The organism is Paenibacillus zeirhizosphaerae (assembly GCF_030705605.1).
Classification (GTDB): domain Bacteria; phylum Bacillota; class Bacilli; order Paenibacillales; family Paenibacillaceae; genus Paenibacillus; species Paenibacillus zeirhizosphaerae.
Window position 1 is genome coordinate 429,314 of record NZ_JAPCKK010000011.1, and the last position, 20,149, is coordinate 449,462.

Sequence of the window (20,149 nt, forward strand, 5' to 3'; positions counted from 1 at the left end):
GCCGCTTTTTACGGTTCAATTACTCACTTGCGTTTTGGTATATGGATAACGATTTCATAATGGTCTTCATTATCGGTTTCTTTTGTTTTAATGTCTAAGCCTGAACCGGATACCATATCAATAGACTGCCTAATCGTATTTAATGCCAGACGGACATCCTTTGTAAACGAGATACGTTTGGATTTTTTGATTTTGGACGATTCCTTATAAAAAGCAACCCTCGCCTCCGTCTGTTTCACGTTCAGTTCTTTAGCTATGATTTCGGAGAGTACCTTCTGCTGCAATTCCTCACTATCTAATGAAAGCAAGGCGCGGGCATGTCTTTCGGAAATGCTGCGCTCCATGAGCGCTGTCTTGGCGACTTCCGGCAGGTTCAACAAACGAATTTTGTTAGCAATGGTGGATTGGCTTTTACCAAGGCGCTGTGCAAGACTCTCTTGAGTCAACTGATGCAGATCAATCAATTTCTGATACGCTACAGCTTCTTCAATTGCAGTCAGCCCTTCACGCTGCAAATTTTCAATTAACGCAATGGAAGCAGCTTGCGAATCATTAAATTCCCGGACGATTGCCGGAATGCTATCCATGCCAAGCTTGGTTACCGCACGCCAGCGCCGCTCACCCGCAATAATCTCATAGCGGCCGTCACGGACTCGGACTACAATCGGCTGAATTACGCCATGTGTTTTGATCGTCTGGCACAACTCATCGATTTTGTCGTCATCAAAGATCGTCCTGGGCTGGTATGGGCTGCTTACAATCTCATGGATCGGGATATGTTTGACCTCGTCCCCACTTGTGCGCTCAGTAAAACCAAACAGCCTTGAAAATTGTTCTTTCATTCCGTATAATACCACCTAATTTCAAAATGGACATATCTGTGCCAGCCGATTTGTTGGCTAGTGAATGCAAAAACGGTCACTTCTATTCTATCACTTTTTCATCTATAATCCTATCTGTTCCAGCCCGTGCTTTCTCTTTTGAAACTATTATCCTATATGGAAGATAAGTGTCCCGAAAAAATTGAACTATAACAAACTTTTTGCATGTTGTGAGGCGCTCCAAGAACGAAGTATTCCTCCAATCGCTGTCGTGTGCATCCCTATCTAAAAAAACAAGCAAGACGGCTTTTCCCTAATTTTAATCTTTTGTATGGTCTAGACAACCAGTAGAAACCAAAAAGAGGGAATGTTTCACGTGAAACACTCCCTCTTGGTTCTAATTTTTAATTAACGGCATTTTCAAAGGTGTCCCCGGTTTTCTTGGGTATTTACGAGGAGTATCACCTGTTTTATTAATCAGAATCATATGTCTGGCTGATTCCTCTACTGGAAGCTGAAAAGCCTGAACCTCCCTAACCTTACCACTAAGCTCCTTCAGACTGAAAGCCGCCTCTTGCAGCTCCTCCGCCGGATCGCTTCCTTTCATGGCTGCAAACACCCCACCTTTACGTACAAAAGGAAGGCAAAACTCATTCAAAACAGCAAGCTTGGCTACAGCTCTGGCGGTAACCAAATCATAGCTGTCCCGATAACCCAGCTTACGTCCCAGCTCCTCCGCCCTTCCATGAATCAGCTCAACTCCACTAAGTCCTGCCAATTCACAAATATGGTTCAAAAACGAAATTCGCTTTTGCAGAGAATCAATAATGGTTAATTGAAGATGCGGAAAACAAATTTTGAGCGGGATTCCCGGAAAACCAGCCCCTGATCCGATATCAGCCAGTCTGGACACTTGCTTCATATCCGTATAGAAAGCCAGCGAGATCGAGTCATAAAAATGCTTGGTATATACGGCTTCCCGTTCCGTAATTCCGGTCAAATTCATCTTCTCGTTCCAATCCACCAGTTCACGAAAGTATATCTCAAACTGTTCGAGCTGCCGGTCATTAAGCAGAATACCGTGATCCGCCAGTCTATCCTTGAATTGCTGTTGAATTACATCCGTCATTATGCTCTTGCCGCCTTCACCCGATTATAATGCTCCAAATATACAAGCAGAATAGAAATATCCGCAGGCGTTACTCCCGAAATTCGAGAAGCTTGCCCTATCGAAACCGGCCGAATAGTATTCAATTTCTGTTTGGCTTCCATAGCAAGACCTTGGACTTCATTGTAGTCAATATCCTCAGGCAGCTTCTTCTTCTCCATCTTTTGCAGACGTTCTACATGCTGAAGCTGTTTTTCGATATAACCGGCATACTTGATTTGGATTTCTACCTGTTCTTTCATTTCGTCATCCAGCTCTACTGGTGAAGGAGAAACTTGCTCAATTTGGGTGTAGCTGATTTCCGGACGGCGCAGCATGTTCAGCAAATTGCTTCCATCCTGAATCGGTGCCGATCCGGCTGCTTCCAGCATCGCATTAACTTCCACCGGACGGACTTTTACAGCAGCGAGACGTTCAATCTCCTGCTCGACTTTGCTTTTTTTACCCAGAAAACGTTGATAACGCTCCTCGGTAATCAATCCAATTTCGTAGCCAATTGTTGTTAAGCGCAAATCCGCATTGTCATGACGAAGCAGCAAGCGGTACTCTGCACGGGAGGTCAACAAGCGATAAGGCTCATTGGTGCCTTTGGTTACCAAATCGTCAATCAATACGCCAATGTAGCCTTGGGAACGATCCAGAATAACCGGTTCTTCCCCTTGAACTTTACGAGCTGCATTAATGCCGGCCATAATCCCCTGCCCTGCCGCTTCTTCATAGCCGGAAGTGCCGTTAATTTGGCCGGCTGTAAATAGCCCCGGAAGACGCTTGGTTTCAAGCGAAGGATACAGTTGTGTAGGCACCATAGCATCATACTCAATAGCATAACCATTACGCATCATTTCCACCTTTTCCATCCCTGGAATGGAACGAAGTACAGCCAATTGCACATCCTCCGGCAAACTCGTCGAAAGTCCTTGTACATAATACTCCGAAGTGTTCTTACCTTCAGGCTCAAGGAAAATTTGATGCTTCGACTTATCCGCGAAACGAACAACTTTATCCTCAATAGAAGGACAATAACGCGGACCTGTGCCTTCAATAACCCCAGAGAACATCGGCGCACGATGCAGGTTGTCATTGATGATTTGATGTGTTACCTCCGACGTATAAGTGAGCCAACAAGGGAGCTGCTCATTGTCGGAAGATTTTGTTTCATAGGAGAAAAACTTAGGTTGATCATCCCCGGGCTGGATCTCTGTTTTGCTAAAATCAATGCTGTCTTTATGCACACGTGGCGGTGTGCCTGTTTTAAAACGAACCAATTCAAAGCCGAGCTCACGCAGATTCTCCGCCAGACGGACGGACGGCTGCTGATTGTTTGGGCCGCTTTCATACATCAACTCACCCATAATAATTTTACCGCGCAGGTAGGTACCCGTTGTCAATACTACCGCTTTAGCCCGGTATTCCGTACCTGTTTTGGTGATAATACCGACGCACTGCCCTTCTTCAACGATCAGCTCTTCTACCATGCCTTGACGCATCGTCAGATTGGGCTCCAGCTCCATCGTTTCCTTCATCGTATGCTGATAAGAAAACTTATCGGCTTGCGCACGTAGCGCGTGTACCGCCGGGCCTTTACCTGTATTAAGCATCCTCATTTGAATAAAGGTTTTATCGATATTACGTCCCATTTCTCCACCAAGCGCATCGATTTCACGTACGACATGGCCTTTGGCCGGTCCCCCGATCGACGGGTTGCATGGCATGAACGCCACCATGTCCAGGTTAATTGTAATCATAAGTGTCTTCACGCCCATTCGGGCCGCCGCAAGTGCCGCTTCTACTCCAGCGTGACCGGCACCTACGACAATCACATCATAGCTGCCGCCATGGTATCCCATTTCTCTCTTCCTCCTTTGATGCCGGAAATATCCGGTACGTATATTATTAAAATATATTAACAGGCCGACAGGCCTTTTCGTTCCAATGATCCTTACTTGCCCAAGCAGAACTGGGAGAAAATTTGATCAATGAGCGCATCATGAGCTGTATCACCCACGATTTCACCTAATTGTTCCCAGGCTAAACGCACGTCAATCTGAATCATGTCAATCGGCACAAATTGATCCGCCGCCTCATAGGCATCCTTCAGCGACTGCTTCGCTTTTTTGAGCAAAGCAATGTGCCTAACATTGCTTACATAAGTCATATCGGCAGCTTCCAGCTTGCCGCTGAAGAACAGCTTGGATATACCTTCCTCCAGTAGCTCCAGCCCCCGTTCCTCTTTCACCGACATTGGGATGATAAGCTCCGCCGGGAAATAACGAAGCAAAATATCACGGTCCACCTGAGAAGGTAAGTCCATTTTATTCATAATGACAATCGCTTGTCTACCGCGGATTTGTTCCATTAATTCCAGCTCATCCTGATGAAGCGGCTCACTGGCATTGATCACCATCAAAATCAGATCTGCCTCGCTTACCGCGTTCTTGGAACGCTCCACTCCGATCTGTTCGACCACATCCATCGTTTCCCGGATTCCGGCAGTATCCAGCAACCTCAGCGGTATATTGCGGATCGTTATATACTCCTCAATCACATCACGCGTTGTCCCCGGGATATCTGTTACGATTGCTTTCTCTCCCTGTGCCAACGTATTCAGCAGCGAAGACTTGCCTACATTTGGCCGTCCGATAATAGCTGTCGTAATGCCTTCGCGCAAGATTTTCCCCTGCTCCGCCGTCTGCAGAAGCCGATCGATTTCAGCCATCACCTCACTGCTTTTATCCTTGATGAACTGGGAGGTTAACGATTCCACATCATGCTCCGGGTAATCAATATTTACCTCAATATGCGCCAGCGTCTCTACCAACGTATGACGGAGCCTGCGAATTTTAGAAGACAGCATGCCATCCACCTGCTTCAACGCAATCGAGAAAGCCTTGTCGGATTTGGAGCGAATCAGATCAATAACCCCCTCAGCCTGACTGAGGTCAATCCGTCCGTTCAGGAAAGCACGCTTAGTGAATTCACCGGGCTCGGCAAGCCGGATGTTCTGCTGCAGCAGTAGATCCATCACCCTTTTGACCGCCACAATTCCACCGTGGGAGCTGATCTCCACCACATTCTCCATCGTAAAGGAGCGTGGCGCAAGCATGACCGTCACCAGAACCTCTTCTATTTTATCTCCGTTATCCGGATTTAGGATATGGCCATAATGCACAGTGTGCGACGAAGCTTGCGTCAACGGAATTTTGCTTTTGAAAATACGTTCCACTTCCCCTACCGCGTCCGGACCGCTTACACGAATAACGGCAATACCGCTTTCTCCTACCGCAGTCGAAATGGCCGCAATTGTATCACTAAGCATATTGCTTCACCTCTTTCTTTGAAAACATATATGAACATCACAAGAACGTGTATCTCGAAAAAAAGCAATGGCCTCTGCGTGCTGCAGAAAGCCATTGCATTCCTTTACTTCTTAGTAATAATGACGCGCCGATTGGGCTCGTCTCCCTTACTGAAGGTTCTAATTTCGGGGTGACGCTGCAGTGCCGCATGAATGATCTTGCGTTCATTGGGAGGCATGGGCTCAAGCATGACTTCTTTACCACTCCTAGCCACCTGAGCAGCCAGCCGTTCCGCCAAATTCTCCAGCGTCTTCTGACGACGCAGCCTGAAATTTTCCGCATCCAGAACGATTTTAACGAACCCGTCTGCATGACGGTTCGCTACAATATTCGTTAAATACTGAAGTGCATCCAGCGTTTGTCCACGTCGTCCAATGAGCACACCGAGATCAGATCCCGAAATATCCATCACACTCTCATCCTTGCCGTGGCGCAGCTCTACCTCTACATCAAGCCCCATTCCCGCAGCCGTCTCACTCACAAACCGCACTGCTTCTTCATAAGGGTCTATTTTGTCTACAGCTTCGGCTACCGGCAGAGCGGAGGGCTTTTCCATAGGGAAATCTTCCGGTGTGAGTTGTACTGGGGAAGCCTGCAAACGTGATGACTCTGCCGCTTTAGCCTCATCTACAGCCGGTTCGGGAAGAATCGTCAATTCAACCTTCGCTTTCCTGGCCCCAATGAAGCCCAGGAATCCTTTTGACGGCTGTTCCAACACGGTAACGTTAACGCGTTCCCGGCTTGTCCCCAACTGGGACAGCCCTTGTTCTACAGCATCTTCAATGGTTTTTCCTGTTGCTACGACCTTCGTCATCTCGATTTTCTGGCTCCCTTCTTCCCGCTTTTTTTATTGCCCTTGGCGCTTGGTTTCGCAGCTTCGACAGCCTTCACATTAGCCACCGCCGCTGTCTTGCCACTGTTGCGGTACAAGAAGTAGTTCTGAACAATCGTATAAATATTACTATAAAACCAGTACAGCGGCAGAGCCGATGGGAACTGGTAGGACATGATAAAGATCAGAACCGGATAGACCCACATGAGGAACTGCATCGGCCCCTGCTGTGGCGTCGGATTCATTTTCATCATCATCCATGTCTGAACAAACGTCGTAATCGCCGCTAGTATCGGAAGGATCCAGAAACGGTCGGGTTCACCCAACTGCAGCCACAGGAATGTGTGGTCACGCAGCTCAGAGTTATAATAAATAGCATTATAAAGCGCGATAAAGATAGGCATCTGTACCAGCAGTGGAAGACATCCGGCCATCGGATTGACCCTGTTCTCCTGGAACAGCTTCATAGTCTCCTGCTGAACCTTTTCTGGCGTATCTTTGTACTTCTTCTGTATTTCCTGAATTTGAGGCTGTATGGCCTGCATCGCCTTCGAGCTCTTCACCTGCTTGAGGGTCAAAGGCAAAATGATTGTACGAACGATAATCACGAGTACGAGAACAGCCAGTCCGTATTCACCATTGAACCATTGGGCGAACGTGTCCAGCGCATAGGAAAACCAATAAACCACATTCCGCTGCCAGAATGAGTTACTGTTGGCCAAATCGGCCGTGGTGTACGAATTATTAGCCGCACCACATCCGGCTAGCACAGATACTAGTCCGATTACTGCAATCAGGAGAAACCATCTTCCCTGCTTTGTCTTCAATCGCGACACTTCATAACCCCTCTCTTAACCATTACATTCCAACGTAAATGATATCATATCCGCCCATACAAAGAAACTTATTATCTGCGTCCAGGCTTTAACAGCGAAGCTTTGCGCATCACATGCAGGACGCTTTTCTCTAAATCCTTGTAAGACATGGTTACTGCGCCTTTACGAACAATAAATATAAGGTCAACGTGCTCCATAATTTCATGTTCATGATGCCTGATGATTTCCTTGAGCAATCTGCGCATTCGGTTGCGCACAACAGCGTTGCCGATCTTCTTGCTTACAGATATACCTACGCGGAACTGATTCACTTCTTTTCTTCGGGACCAATACACCACAAGCTGATGATTGGCGAAAGACTTCCCGTGGCGGTATACGCGCGAAAAGTCAGCCCGGTTTCGAAGACGCAATTTTCTCTGCACAGTGCTTCTCCTTGCTCCTCACTTTTTCGGCCTTTTCGGCCGCCAAACCTCTACTTTTCAGTATATCCCTGAATGCAGGAAATAACCTTTTGAAAAAAAGCTTCATATATATAGTAATTTTTTCGCACACCTGCAAACTTCTCAATTTAAATAGAAAGCAACGAGCACATGTATGAAAAAAAGACCACCGCAGTGGTCTCCATGCACCGATATTATGCACTCAATACTTTTCTGCCTTTTTGACGGCGGGCTGCCAGCACTTTACGTCCGTTCTTCGTGCTCATTCTTTTACGGAATCCGTGGACTTTTTTACGTTTGCTGACGTTCGGTTTGAAAGTCGGTCTCAATGTATTGCACCTCCTTACAAAGAATACGTTTTATATGGAATTACACCATAGCGATCTCCACAAAAAACACCTTTGTACATTTAACCACGTACAGTATGGAATGTCAACCTTCTTTCTAGCTGCCCTTTCTCCTCTTTCAATTACCGATTTAAATTTTTATTAATTATCGACCTTATTTGATATTTTTTCGACGAATGAATTTGATCCAGTCGCAAAAAAGTTTTCCACAGCTCCAACAGACATCCACAGTTATACACAGATGTTTATAAACAATTTAAATGTGATTTACTTCGTCATAACCTGTGTATAAACATTTAATCGAAAACGGAGTAAATGTCGAAAACTAAACAAATTATAAACAATATCTTGTGTTGTGAATAAAAATTATACACAACAGCTTGAATTTGTGGATAAAATCGACGGATACATTGAAATAGCGGGTTTCTTTTGCTATGATTATATTACTTTTGATTGTGAATATGTGTTTTACCCCTCTATATTATCAACAGCCTGTGGATAAAGTTGTGAACAATTCAGAACTATCCATAATTTTTGATTGTGTGAATTTTGGATTATGGGGATATATTCTACAAATTTCATTTCATTTCGACATCTATAAATTTCCTTCTCCGGTCTACAAGGTGAAGAGAAACGGAACGGACCGCTCAATGACCTCCCGAACACAAAGCTCGACAAGCCTGAATAGGCAATACTTCCGACTTGTGCTTTATTCGGGATGATTTGTGCTGCGTTTCCCCTCATTTTGTGCCGTTATCGTCAGCGGAGCGGATGGGCTTTTTTTATGATTATGGCTTAAGCCACATTTGGAGGATTTAAAAGGAGTGACAGTCTGTGGAGAGCCATACTTCTGAATTATGGCAGGAAATTTTATCAATAATACAAACCAAGCTGAGCAAACCAAGCTTTGATACCTGGTTTAAGGCAACCAAGGCAACCAAGCTGAATGATCACTCCATTGTGATTTCCGCCCCGACAACTTTTGCTGTTGAATGGCTAGAGAGCCGTTATACAAAGCTGGTTGCCTCTACCGTGTACGAGCTACTCGGGCAGCAGGTTGAAGTAAAGTTTGTTATTGAAGAAAGCAAACCCGCCGATCCCGATCCGCAGCATCTTCCGCAACAGCAGCCTGTGGTAAAGGAGGAAGCTGTGTCTCATATGCTGAATCCGAAATATACGTTCGATACATTCGTCATCGGGTCCGGCAACCGTTTCGCCCATGCGGCCTCCCTGGCCGTCGCTGAAGCGCCGGCCAAAGCATATAATCCGCTTTTTCTGTACGGCGGTGTTGGTTTGGGCAAAACGCATCTGATGCATGCGATCGGCCATTATATTCTGGAGCACAATCCGAGCAGTAAGGTCGTGTATTTGTCCTCCGAGAAATTTACAAATGAATTCATCAATGCCATCCGGGACAACCGCGGCGAGAGCTTCCGCAACAAATACCGCAATATTGATATTTTGCTCATTGACGATATTCAGTTCCTGGCAGGCAAGGAATCGACGCAGGAAGAATTTTTCCATACTTTCAATGCGCTGCATGAAGAACGCAAACAAATCATCATCTCAAGCGACCGACCGCCCAAGGAAATCCCTACACTGGAGGAGCGCCTGCGTTCCCGCTTTGAGTGGGGATTGATCACAGACATTCAGCCGCCGGATCTGGAGACACGTATTGCTATTTTGCGCAAAAAGGCAAAAGCAGAGAATCTGGACATCCCGAATGAAGCGATGATGTACATTGCGAACCAGATTGACACGAATATCCGCGAGCTGGAAGGGGCGCTTATTCGTGTTGTAGCCTACTCTTCCCTTACGAATCAGGATGTTACGACTCATCTGGCGGCAGAAGCGCTCAAGGACATTATTCCTTCAAGCCGTCCGAAAATGATCACGATCCAGGATATTCAGCAGCATGTTGGAGAGTACTATAATTTGCGGCTTGAAGATTTCAAGGCGCGCAAGCGTACGAAAGCGGTGGCTTTCCCGAGGCAAATCGCCATGTACCTATCTCGTGAGCTGACGGACTACTCCCTGCCCAAAATCGGAGAGGCGTTCGGCGGACGTGACCATACGACCGTGATCCATGCGCATGAGAAAATCTCCAAGTCGATTCAGATGGATCAGGATCTGTTCAAAGTTATCAACAATATTACAGAGAAAATCAAAAATCCATCGTGAACAAGTTCAAAGCCTATGCACAATCTATACACATGTGGATAGGCTTGATTTATTAGCATTTGACTCACTTATCCACATATTCAGGCCGCCTATTACTATTACTACTATTTTTTATATAAATAAATACATCATACAGAAGCGGCTTCGCCGAGAAAGAGAACAACTATAGAAACGCTGCAGGCAGCCTTTTTTTCTCAATTCCCTAGTAGGAGGAACTTATGAAAATCAGCATTTTGAAGCAATTTTTGAACGAAGCCATCCAACACGTATCCAAAGCAATCTCCAGCCGGACAACAATTCCGATCCTGAGCGGCATCAAACTTGATGTAAACTACCAGGGGCTGACACTGACCGCCAGCGATACCGACATATCGATTCAATCCTTTATCCCGATCGAAGATGGGGAGCGAACAATTGTTCAAGTGGATCAACCGGGGAGTGTTGTGCTTCCTGCTAAGTTTTTTGTGGAAATTATCAAAAAGCTCCCTTCACAAGAAGTACAGATGGAGGTCCGAGACCAATTCCAGACGTTCATTTCCTCCGGAGCTACTGAAATTCAGATGGTTGGGCTTGATCCGGAAGAATTCCCGGTCCTGCCGAGCATTGAAGAGAACCAGGTACTGTCTATCCCGGGCGATCTGCTCAAAAATATGATCAAGCAGACGGTATTCTCAATTTCCACCCATGAGACGACTCCGATTCTTACAGGTGTGCTATGGAATCTCGCTGATAATGAACTAAAGTTTGTTGCTACTGACCGCCACCGGCTGGCTACACGCAGCGCCAATCTGGATACGGCCCAAGGGCTCCGCTTCAGCAACGTCGTTATTGCAGGCAAAACGCTGAATGAATTAAGCAAAATCATACCGGACCAGAATACGCTGGTAGATATCGTGGTTGCCGATAACCAGGTATTGTTCAAAATCGACCGCGTCCTGTTCTACTCTCGCATTTTGGACGGGACTTATCCTGATACTTCTAGAATTATTCCGACTACCTACAAAACAGAACTGATCGTGGACACAAAAAGTTTGAGCGAATCCATTGACCGGGCCTATTTGCTCTCCCGTGAGGAGAAAACAAATATCGTCAAAATGCAATCCATGGAAAACGGAGGGCTCGAAATTTCATCCAGCTCATCAGAGCTTGGTAAGGTGCGTGAGGAACTGAATGTATCGAAATTTGAAGGTGAACCGCTCAAAATCTCCTTCAACTCCAAATATATGCTGGATGTGCTCAAAGTCGTAGACAGCGAGCAGCTTATGATCGCTTTTACCGGCATTATGAGTCCGATTATTTTGAAGCCCCTGGACGACAGCAAGGCGTTGTATGTTATCCTGCCTTACCGTACCACCAACTAAAATGATCAACAGAGCAGCATAAGCTGACTTCGCGGGAGATTATTCACATGTGGATAACCTCCCCGCCAAGAAGAAAGGAACGATACGCCGTGAAACGGATATCCATCCAAAGTGAATTTATTAAACTTGATCAATTTCTCAAATTGGCCGATTGTGTACCGACAGGCGGCATGGCCAAAGCCCTGCTGCAGGAAGGGGCCGTCCGCGTCAACGGTGAACAGGAAGAACGCCGCGGTCGCAAGTTGTATCCGGGAGATACCGTCGAGGTGGCCGGGGAAGGCAGTTTTGAAGTGACCGCCCGCTCCTGATGGCCTACAGAGGCTGTAAAATCCTCCACCAGGTCATAGTAACGAGGGGGACCAAGCGTGTTTGTTAACAACATCCACTTGCAGCATTACCGTAATTACTCACAGCTTGAACTGAATTCTTTCGGACCGGTGAATCTGCTGATTGGACAGAACGCGCAGGGCAAGACCAATCTGGTCGAAGCGATCTACGTACTGGCGCTCACCAAAAGTCATCGTACGGCCAAGGACAAGGAGCTGATCTCTTTTGACGGCTCCTCTACCTATTTGTCGTCGTCTGTCAGCAAGAAATACGGGGATGTCAGGCTTGAACTGGCCATCTCGCCACAAGGCAAAAAAGCAAAAATAAACGGTCTGGAGCAGCGGAAGCTCAGTAATTTCATAGGTTCGCTGAATGTCGTTATGTTTGCACCGGAGGATCTCGAAATCGTAAAAGGAACACCGGGGGTCCGCCGCCGGTTTCTTGACATGGAAATCGGTCAGGTGGCGCCAGGTTATCTATACCACCTACAGCAGTATCAAAAGGTGCTGATTCAGCGCAACAACCTGCTTAAGCAGGCTTGGGGCAAAGACCTGGCCTCCATTCAGATCATGCTGGAGATCTGGAATGAGCAGCTCGTTGAGCACGGTGTTAAAATTGTGAGAAAAAGGAAACAATTTATAAAGAAATTACAAAGATGGGCTGAAGAGATTCATCATGGCATTACCGGGGGCGGTGAAGAGCTCAAATTAAGCTATGTTCCTTCGTTCGGGGAACCGGGTGAGGAAGATGAAGCTGTCCTATTAGAACGATTTATGTTAAAGTTATCACAAATGAGAGATCAGGAAATTAGGCGCGGCATGACGCTTGCTGGGCCTCACCGTGATGATTTGGCATTTGCTATTAACGGTAAAGAAGTTCATACTTACGGTTCACAGGGTCAGCAGCGAACGACAGCTCTGTCTCTGAAGCTGGCCGAAATCGAATTGATTCACGAGGAAATTGGCGAATATCCTGTTTTACTGTTGGATGACGTCCTTTCCGAGCTGGACCCGTACCGTCAAACTCAGCTCATTGAGACCTTCCAGAGCAAGGTCCAGACTTTTATAACCGCAACCGGTATCGAAAGCTTGAATGCCGGACGGCTGAAAGAAGCCAGCATCTATCATGTTCGTGCCGGACATGTGGAATTTTAAGGAGTGAACAACGGTTATGTATATTCATCTTGGCGGAGATAAAATCATAAGATCCTCTGAGCTTGTAGCCATTTTTGACATTTCCATTGAGAAATCCTCCAAAATCTCCAAACAATACGTTAATCATGCCCAGAAGCAGAAGCATATTGAAATGATCGGCGAAGAAGAAGCCAAGTCCATTGTCGTTACCAAGAGTACGGTCTATTATTCCCCTATTTCATCCAACACGCTGAAAAAAAGGGCTAATGTGTTTATTGATCTTGCTTGAGCATATATATACGTAACATGCATTTAACGCAATTGATGACTATTGAATCTATAGAAGTAGGTGAAAGGCATGTCTATGAATCAACCAACTTATGATGCGGGCGAGATTCAGGTCCTTGAAGGTCTGGAAGCTGTTCGCAAACGGCCTGGCATGTATATCGGCTCAACCAGCGTTAAAGGGCTCCATCATCTAGTATGGGAAGTAGTGGACAACAGTATCGATGAAGCTTTGGCCGGATATTGCGATACCATTCAGGTTATCGTTCATGAGGATAATAGCATCACCGTCATCGATAACGGGCGTGGGATCCCAGTTAGCGAACATGCCAAAATGAAAAAATCCGCCCTTGAGGTCGTTATGACTGTCCTGCATGCTGGAGGTAAATTTGGAGGCGGGGGATATAAAGTATCCGGCGGTCTGCACGGGGTGGGCGTATCTGTCGTGAATGCCCTTTCCAGCAAAGTGCTTGTTACGGTTAAACGGGACGGACATGTGTATCAGCAGGAATACCACCGGGGCGTGCCTCAGTATGATGTGAAAGTGATCGGCGACACGGAGGAAACTGGAACCCAAACTCGTTTTTTCCCAGACCATGAAATTTTCACAGAGACCACCGTGTATGATTACGATACGCTGCTTACCCGGATTCGTGAGCTGGCTTTTCTGAATAAGGGGATTTCCATCAGCCTGAAGGATGAGCGAAGCGGAGACAGCGCTTCGTTCCATTACGAGGGCGGAATCGGCGAGTACGTACAGTTCCTTAACCAGAAGAGAGAAGTACTGCACGAGAATCCGATCTATGTAGAAGGTTCAAGGGATACCATTCATGTGGAAGTAGCGCTGCAGTACAATGACAGCTACACAGAAAATATTTACTCATTCGCCAACAACATCAATACACATGAGGGCGGAACCCATGAGTCGGGTTTCAAGAGCGCTTTGACCCGAATTATTAACGACTATGCGCGCAAGACGGGCATGATTAAAGACAATAATGCGAATTTGACCGGTGATGATGTACGTGAAGGCCTGACGGCTATCATTTCTGTCAAAATTCCCGAGCCGCAATTCGAAGGGCAGACGAAAACCAAGCTCGGTAACAGCGAGGTACGCGGGATTGTGGAATCCCTGTTCGCAGAGAAGCTGCAGGAGTTCCTGGATGAAAATCCTTCCGTTTCCCGCCGTGTTGTGGAGAAAGCGCTGCAAGCCGCGCGTGCACGGGAGGCAGCACGTAAGGCCCGAGAATTGACCCGCCGTAAGAGCGCACTGGAGATCAGCTCCCTGCCCGGTAAATTGGCAGATTGCTCCTCCAAGGATGCTTCCATCAGCGAATTGTATATCGTTGAAGGCGATTCTGCCGGCGGATCGGCCAAACAGGGGCGTGACCGGCATTTCCAGGCCATTTTGCCGATTCGTGGTAAAATCCTGAACGTGGAGAAGGCGCGCCTTGATCGGATTTTGTCCAGTGAAGAAATTCGTGCCATGGTAACTGCCATGGGAACGGGAATCGGAGAAGACTTCGATATTTCCAAAGCACGTTATCACAAGGTCATTATTATGACGGATGCAGATGTCGACGGAGCCCATATTCGTACGCTGCTGCTGACATTCTTTTACCGGTATATGCGTCAGATTATCGACGCAGGTTATGTGTATATCGCTCAGCCACCGCTGTTTAAGATTGAACGGAATAAAGTGGTGCGTTACGCTAATTCCGAGGCTGAACGTGATGAAATTATTCGTGAATTCGGCGAGAATGCTAAGATTAGCTTGCAGCGGTATAAAGGTCTCGGTGAGATGAACGCGACTCAGCTTTGGGAGACCACGATGGATCCAGAGAGCCGGACGATGCTTCAGGTGACCATTGGGGATGCCATGCTGGCCGATTCGCTGTTCGATACACTGATGGGCGACAATGTCGAACCTCGCCGAAACTTTATTCAAGAGCATGCCAGATACGTTAAAAATTTGGATATTTAATTTAAAAGGCGCCCGCGGGCGCCTTTTTTTTAAAGTACATTAGCTTCCTGATACCGCAGAAAAATGAGCTTAGGAGGAGGCTTTCTTCTTCCATACTGTTGAAGGCCTGCTCTTGGTGCGGGGGGCCGATTTTTTAACCGGGGCAGAGGTGCTTTTGGCAGGGATACGGCCATAGGCAACGGCATATTTCCGGATCCGCTTATAAATGTTTTTGTCGGAAAGCTTGCCAAAAACGTAAAGGGAAGGAAGCGTATTTACTTCAAGGATCCAGGGATGCAGCCGTTCGTCCACAGCAATATCAAGGCCGATTTCTTTTAAGCGCGGGTAGTTTTTTTCAAGCTGTCGCCCTGTCCTTTCTCCCAGAAGTGCAAGTCTTCGTTCCAATTGAGCAGCTTCTTGACGGCCAGAGTGGCCAGAGAGCAGCGCTTGAAACTCGGCTATTGTTCCGCCGCTGTGATAGTTTGTAATGACTTTTCCTGCGGCCGCTACACGCCCTATGAAACCGGTAGTTTCCCATTGACCCTGCAGATTTTTCTGGGTTAGGACGCGAAGATCAAACGGTCTGCCTTGATAATTTAGCAATTGGATTCCACGCTGGACGATAAACGTGCGGCGAGCAATATGTGACATGATGGCTTCATGGAGCTCATCCAGCGATTCGTAAATGCTGCGGCTTGTGCCAAAGCGAAGGCAGTAAGGGCTATCAGGAATGGAAGCGTTATTTCCCAGAGTTAGGGGGGATTCGTAGGGAGTTTCCGCCCTCATGACACCCCGTCCGTAGGTACCCGAGTCAGGTTTTACATAAACAATCTTGTAAGCTTCCAGCATTTCCTTCAGATTCTCACGACTGTATAATCTGGTGTCCGGAATATAAGGGATCAGTTTGGGATTAGGCACCATGGCTATTGTTTTTGCCCATTTACTGGAGACCCGTTGGATGGACAAGAATCATCATCCTTTCATGAAAATTACAGAAAAACAGAGACAAACACCAAAGATCTATTTTCCAAAAACAGGTAAACAATAGGACAAGCGCGTAAAACAGTGGTATAATAAAGAAATACGGCGTTTTTTTGCATTTACTGCCGGATAAAAACGACTTCTGCCCTTTTTCGTGGATTATACCGGCCATTATTATTGATATCGCCGTGACTACTGCAGAGATTGGCGGGCGAAAGAGCCGTATACGTTAATTGTATGTCGAGAAGGGTGAAAAGGCAGGGCTAATCCCTAGCCGCTTCTTATTTCCTTTTAAGGTCGCATTTTAACGTACGTTTAATTGTGATCTGATTGTGAAAATATTATAATTATAAGGATGTAGTATAGCGTGTGGGACGGCGTTCTAAGCCTTGTCGGCTTATCACAATAGAGTAGTGCAGAGTGGTTAAGAAAGAGGAGGTCCAGCATGGCGGAAAAAAATAACCCGCAGATCGTGAATCGGGACATCGGCATTGAAATGCGTGAATCGTTTATGGACTACGCGATGAGTATTATTGTCAGCCGTGCCTTGCCGGATGTGCGGGATGGATTAAAGCCGGTTCATCGTCGTATTTTGTTTGCGATGTCCGAACTAGGTATGGCTCCGGATAAACCTTATAAAAAGTCGGCGAGAATTGTAGGGGAAGTTATCGGTAAGTATCACCCCCATGGTGATTCGGCTGTTTATGAGACCATGGTACGTATGGCGCAGGACTTCTCCCTTCGTTATATGCTGGTTGACGGACATGGCAATTTTGGTTCCATTGACGGCGATATGGCGGCAGCGATGCGTTATACAGAAGCCCGGCTATCCAAAATCGCTATGGAGATGCTGCGGGATCTGAATAAGGAAACGATCGATTTCATGCCGAATTATGACGGCGAGGAGAAGGAGCCGGTCGTACTGCCTGCAAGATATCCAAACTTGCTTGTGAACGGAGTCGGCGGAATTGCGGTCGGTATGGCAACAAACATCCCTCCGCATAATTTAGGGGAAGTCATTGAAGGTGTTCAGGCTATGATTAAGAACCCTGATATTACTTCCATGGAATTGATGGATTATATACAAGGACCGGATTTCCCGACGGCAGGCTACATCTTGGGCCGTTCGGGGATACGTCAAGCTTATCAAACAGGCAGAGGCTCTGTTACCATGCGTGCAAAGACTACCATTGAGGAAATCGGTAACAAGGCGCGAATTATTGTGAACGAACTGCCTTACCAGGTGAACAAGGCACGTCTGGTAGAGAAGATTGCCGAGCTTGTCCGTGATAAACGGATTGAAGGAATTACAGATCTTCGTGACGAATCCGACCGTAACGGTATGCGAATCGTCATTGAGTTGCGCCGGGATGTCAATCCTAATGTGGTGTTAAATAACCTGTTCAAGCATACCGCAATGCAGTCGACGTTCGGAATCAATATGTTGGCCATTGTCAACAATGAGCCGAAGATTCTGACCCTGCGGGATGTCCTTTATCATTATTTGCAGCATCAGATCGAAGTTATTCGTCGACGGACGGAATTTGATCTGAAAAAAGCCGAAGCCAGAGCTCATATCCTGGAGGGCTTGCGTATTGCCCTCGATAATCTGGATGAAGTTATTGCCCTGATTCGTTCTTCAGCGACAACTGAAGCGGCGCGTGATGGCCTGATTGAGCGGTTTTCGTTCAGCTACGAGCAAGCGCAGGCGATTCTGGATATGCGTTTGCAACGTCTTACAGGCTTGGAACGCGAGAAGATCGAGAATGAGTATAACGAGCTCCAACAAAAAATCCTGGAATACCGCGAGATTCTGGCTAATGAGCACCTGATCCTGAACATTATCAGTGAAGAGCTGAATGAGCTGAGAGGGCGCTTCGCGGATGAACGCCGCACCGAGATTACGATCGGAGAAGAGAGCATTCTCGATGAAGATCTGATTCCGCGTGAAGATGTGATCATCACGATTACTCACACTGGTTATATTAAGCGTTTGCCAGTTACAACCTATCGGAATCAGAAACGGGGCGGACGGGGCGTCGTCGGGATGGATACCAAAACTGAGGATTTCGTAGAGCATTTGTTTGTAACGAACTCCCACCATCATTTGCTGTTCTTTACCGACAAAGGGAAGGTCTATCGAATTAAGGCTTACGAGATCCCTGATCTGAGCCGGACGGCACGAGGGACTCCGGTTATCAATCTGATTCAGATTGAACAGGGAGAGTCCGTCAATGCCGTCATTCCGGTAGAGGAGTTTGAGGATGGCAAATATCTCTTCTTCGCAACACGCCAGGGGATCGTAAAGAAGACGCCGCTTGATGATTATGTTAATATTCGCAAAGGCGGGCTTATTGCGATTAACCTTCGTGAAGATGATTCGCTGATTGAAGTCAAATTGACCGATGGAGAGCAGGAAATGATCATCGGTACTGCTAACGGCATGTCCATCCGTTTCCCGGAAAGCGATGTTCGTTCCATGGGACGAAGTGCAACCGGCGTCAAAGGTATCACTTTGGATGAAGATGATGATGTGATCGGTATGGATATCGTGGATCAGGAGCTGGATATTCTGATTGTAACGACGAAGGGTTACGGTAAGCGGACACCTGTTTCGGAATATCGTGTCCAGAGCCGTGGCGGTAAAGGGATAAAAACCATTAACATCACAGATAAGAATGGCCCGGTTGTAGGTCTCAAAGTTGTTAAAACTGAAGAGGATCTTATGATCATAACGGCCAGCGGTACACTGATCCGTACCAGCATGGAGGGAATCTCCACCATGGGACGGAATACACAGGGTGTTAGGCTCATCAATATCCGTGAAGAAGATGCCGTTGCAACGGTATGTCGCGCTAACAAGAACGAAGAATCGGAAGAGCTTATGGATAAACTATTGGAGAATGACGCAGATGCGCCAAGCGATGAGACGTTTGGGGACGAGCAGGAGAATCCAGCGGGAGACCAAGGTGGAGATTCTTCAGTCGAGTAGCATCAGTACTGAATGGAGAAGGGATTCTGAACGGGAATCCCTTCTTTTTTTGCATATATAGATTGAAATTGCTAAAAAAATGCTGCTCTTCAGCATCATGAAAAAGTAGATGGACACGGATGTCCGATGAAAATCAACAATATAGGGATCGGAACAAAACCTGGTTTGAAAAATTATTATTTAAATGTTGCATTCATTTCATAAAGTGTGGTATATTATTTCTTGTCGCTAAAAGCACTAGCAGCTTGATATACACAGATGACTCAGTAGAGTCGAAAAAAAGTGTTGCAATCGGCATTTGAATGTGATATATTATAAGAGTTGCTGGAGAACAAAAGGCAGCGATGAAATAAGAAGTTTGATCTTTGAAAACTGAACAACGAGTGAGTAGATTTCACGAAGTGAAATCGCCCCGTGAAGGTTTTTGGTACATGTCTATGACAGTATAAAAACCGGAACGGATCATTGAGATATTTTATCTCGTCAGATTCAAAATGAGCTTATCGCTCTTACAATCGATCATCTTCGGATGATCTTTCATGGAGAGTTTGATCCTGGCTCAGGACGAACGCTGGCGGCGTGCCTAATACATGCAAGTCGAGCGGACGGATGAAGAAGCTTGCTTCTTCAGAAGTTAGCGGCGGACGGGTGAGTAACACGTAGGCAACCTGCCCTCAAGACTGGGATAACTACCGGAAACGGTAGCTAATACCGGATCATTCGTTTTCCCGCATGGGAGAGCGATCAAAGATGGAGCAATCTGTTGCTTGAGGATGGGCCTGCGGCGCATTAGCTGGTTGGTGGGGTAATGGCCTACCAAGGCGACGATGCGTAGCCGACCTGAGAGGGTGATCGGCCACACTGGGACTGAGACACGGCCCAGACTCCTACGGGAGGCAGCAGTAGGGAATCTTCCGCAATGGGCGAAAGCCTGACGGAGCAACGCCGCGTGAGTGATGAAGGTTTTCGGATCGTAAAGCTCTGTTGCCAGGGAAGAACGTCCTTAAGAGTAACTGCTTAAGGAGTGACGGTACCTGAGAAGAAAGCCCCGGCTAACTACGTGCCAGCAGCCGCGGTAATACGTAGGGGGCAAGCGTTGTCCGGAATTATTGGGCGTAAAGCGCGC

At 46.8% G+C, this 20,149-nt stretch carries 16 protein-coding genes and 1 rRNA gene; 8 read left to right on the forward strand and 9 right to left on the reverse strand.

Annotated elements, in window-relative coordinates; translation table 11 throughout:
* Positions 1-23: 23 nt before the first annotated feature.
* The 8 genes from noc to rpmH form a co-directional block, all read right to left on the reverse strand.
* Positions 24-842 (reverse strand): nucleoid occlusion protein, encoded by an 819-nt coding sequence (gene noc, locus OIN60_RS06695; protein ID WP_305754067.1) that lies wholly within the window; start codon positions 840-842, stop codon positions 24-26.
* A gap of 376 nt (positions 843-1,218) precedes the next feature.
* Positions 1,219-1,950 (reverse strand): 16S rRNA (guanine(527)-N(7))-methyltransferase RsmG, encoded by a 732-nt coding sequence (gene rsmG / locus OIN60_RS06700; protein WP_305754068.1) that lies wholly within the window; start codon positions 1,948-1,950, stop codon positions 1,219-1,221.
* Positions 1,950-3,836 carry a tRNA uridine-5-carboxymethylaminomethyl(34) synthesis enzyme MnmG gene (gene mnmG / locus OIN60_RS06705; protein WP_305754069.1) on the reverse strand — a complete coding sequence of 629 codons (1,887 nt, stop codon included), beginning with the start codon at positions 3,834-3,836 and terminating at the stop codon, positions 1,950-1,952. The genes rsmG and mnmG overlap by 1 nt, the downstream gene beginning before the upstream one ends.
* Before the next feature lie 92 nt (positions 3,837-3,928).
* Positions 3,929-5,305, reverse strand: a complete 1,377-nt coding sequence (mnmE, locus tag OIN60_RS06710) for a tRNA uridine-5-carboxymethylaminomethyl(34) synthesis GTPase MnmE (RefSeq protein WP_305754070.1) — start codon at positions 5,303-5,305, stop codon at positions 3,929-3,931.
* Positions 5,306-5,409: 104 nt separating this feature from the next.
* Positions 5,410-6,159 (reverse strand): RNA-binding cell elongation regulator Jag/EloR, encoded by a 750-nt coding sequence (gene jag, locus OIN60_RS06715; RefSeq protein WP_305754071.1) that lies wholly within the window; start codon positions 6,157-6,159, stop codon positions 5,410-5,412.
* Entirely contained in the window at positions 6,156-7,013 is an 858-nt protein-coding gene (locus OIN60_RS06720) for a YidC/Oxa1 family membrane protein insertase (protein ID WP_305754072.1), read from the reverse strand. Before OIN60_RS06720 ends, jag begins: the two co-directional genes overlap by 4 nt.
* 71 nt (positions 7,014-7,084) lie before the next feature.
* Positions 7,085-7,435, reverse strand: a complete 351-nt coding sequence (gene rnpA, locus OIN60_RS06725; protein ID WP_305754073.1) for a ribonuclease P protein component — start codon at positions 7,433-7,435, stop codon at positions 7,085-7,087.
* A 212-nt stretch (positions 7,436-7,647) separates the two neighbouring features.
* Positions 7,648-7,782: a 50S ribosomal protein L34 gene (gene rpmH / locus OIN60_RS06730; RefSeq protein WP_068778604.1), complete on the reverse strand. Its 135-nt coding sequence runs from the start codon at positions 7,780-7,782 to the stop codon at positions 7,648-7,650.
* Positions 7,783-8,634: 852 nt separating this feature from the next.
* On the opposite strand from rpmH, the gene dnaA reads away from it, so the two are divergent.
* The 6 genes from dnaA to gyrB all read left to right on the forward strand — a co-directional run bounded on the left by dnaA (position 8,635) and on the right by gyrB (position 15,071).
* The gene (gene dnaA, locus OIN60_RS06735) at positions 8,635-9,981 is read left to right on the forward strand and encodes a chromosomal replication initiator protein DnaA (RefSeq protein ID WP_305754074.1); all 1,347 of its coding nucleotides are present in this window, start codon (positions 8,635-8,637) and stop codon (positions 9,979-9,981) included.
* Positions 9,982-10,199: 218 nt separating this feature from the next.
* Positions 10,200-11,342, forward strand: a complete 1,143-nt coding sequence (dnaN, locus tag OIN60_RS06740) for a DNA polymerase III subunit beta (RefSeq protein ID WP_305754075.1) — start codon at positions 10,200-10,202, stop codon at positions 11,340-11,342.
* Between the two features lie 89 nt (positions 11,343-11,431).
* Entirely contained in the window at positions 11,432-11,650 is a 219-nt protein-coding gene (gene yaaA / locus OIN60_RS06745) for a S4 domain-containing protein YaaA (protein WP_305754102.1), read from the forward strand.
* Positions 11,651-11,707: 57 nt separating this feature from the next.
* Entirely contained in the window at positions 11,708-12,823 is a 1,116-nt protein-coding gene (gene recF / locus OIN60_RS06750) for a DNA replication/repair protein RecF (protein WP_305754076.1), read from the forward strand.
* A 16-nt stretch (positions 12,824-12,839) separates the two neighbouring features.
* Complete coding sequence (gene remB / locus OIN60_RS06755; RefSeq protein ID WP_305754077.1) at positions 12,840-13,091, forward strand: extracellular matrix regulator RemB; 252 nt, start codon at positions 12,840-12,842, stop codon at positions 13,089-13,091.
* A gap of 69 nt (positions 13,092-13,160) precedes the next feature.
* Positions 13,161-15,071, forward strand: a complete 1,911-nt coding sequence (gyrB, locus tag OIN60_RS06760; protein WP_305754078.1) for a DNA topoisomerase (ATP-hydrolyzing) subunit B — start codon at positions 13,161-13,163, stop codon at positions 15,069-15,071.
* A 69-nt stretch (positions 15,072-15,140) separates the two neighbouring features.
* On the opposite strand, the gene OIN60_RS06765 is transcribed toward gyrB, so the two are convergent.
* On the reverse strand, positions 15,141-16,016 hold the full coding sequence (locus tag OIN60_RS06765; protein WP_305754079.1) for a YheC/YheD family protein: 876 nt from the start codon (positions 16,014-16,016) through the stop codon (positions 15,141-15,143).
* Positions 16,017-16,476: 460 nt separating this feature from the next.
* On the opposite strand from OIN60_RS06765, the gene gyrA reads away from it, so the two are divergent.
* Positions 16,477-19,023, forward strand: coding sequence for a DNA gyrase subunit A (gene gyrA, locus OIN60_RS06770; protein WP_305754080.1), 2,547 nt, complete (start codon positions 16,477-16,479; stop codon positions 19,021-19,023).
* Positions 19,024-19,559: 536 nt separating this feature from the next.
* Positions 19,560-20,149: ribosomal RNA gene (locus OIN60_RS06775) — 16S ribosomal RNA — on the forward strand; the annotation flags it as partial.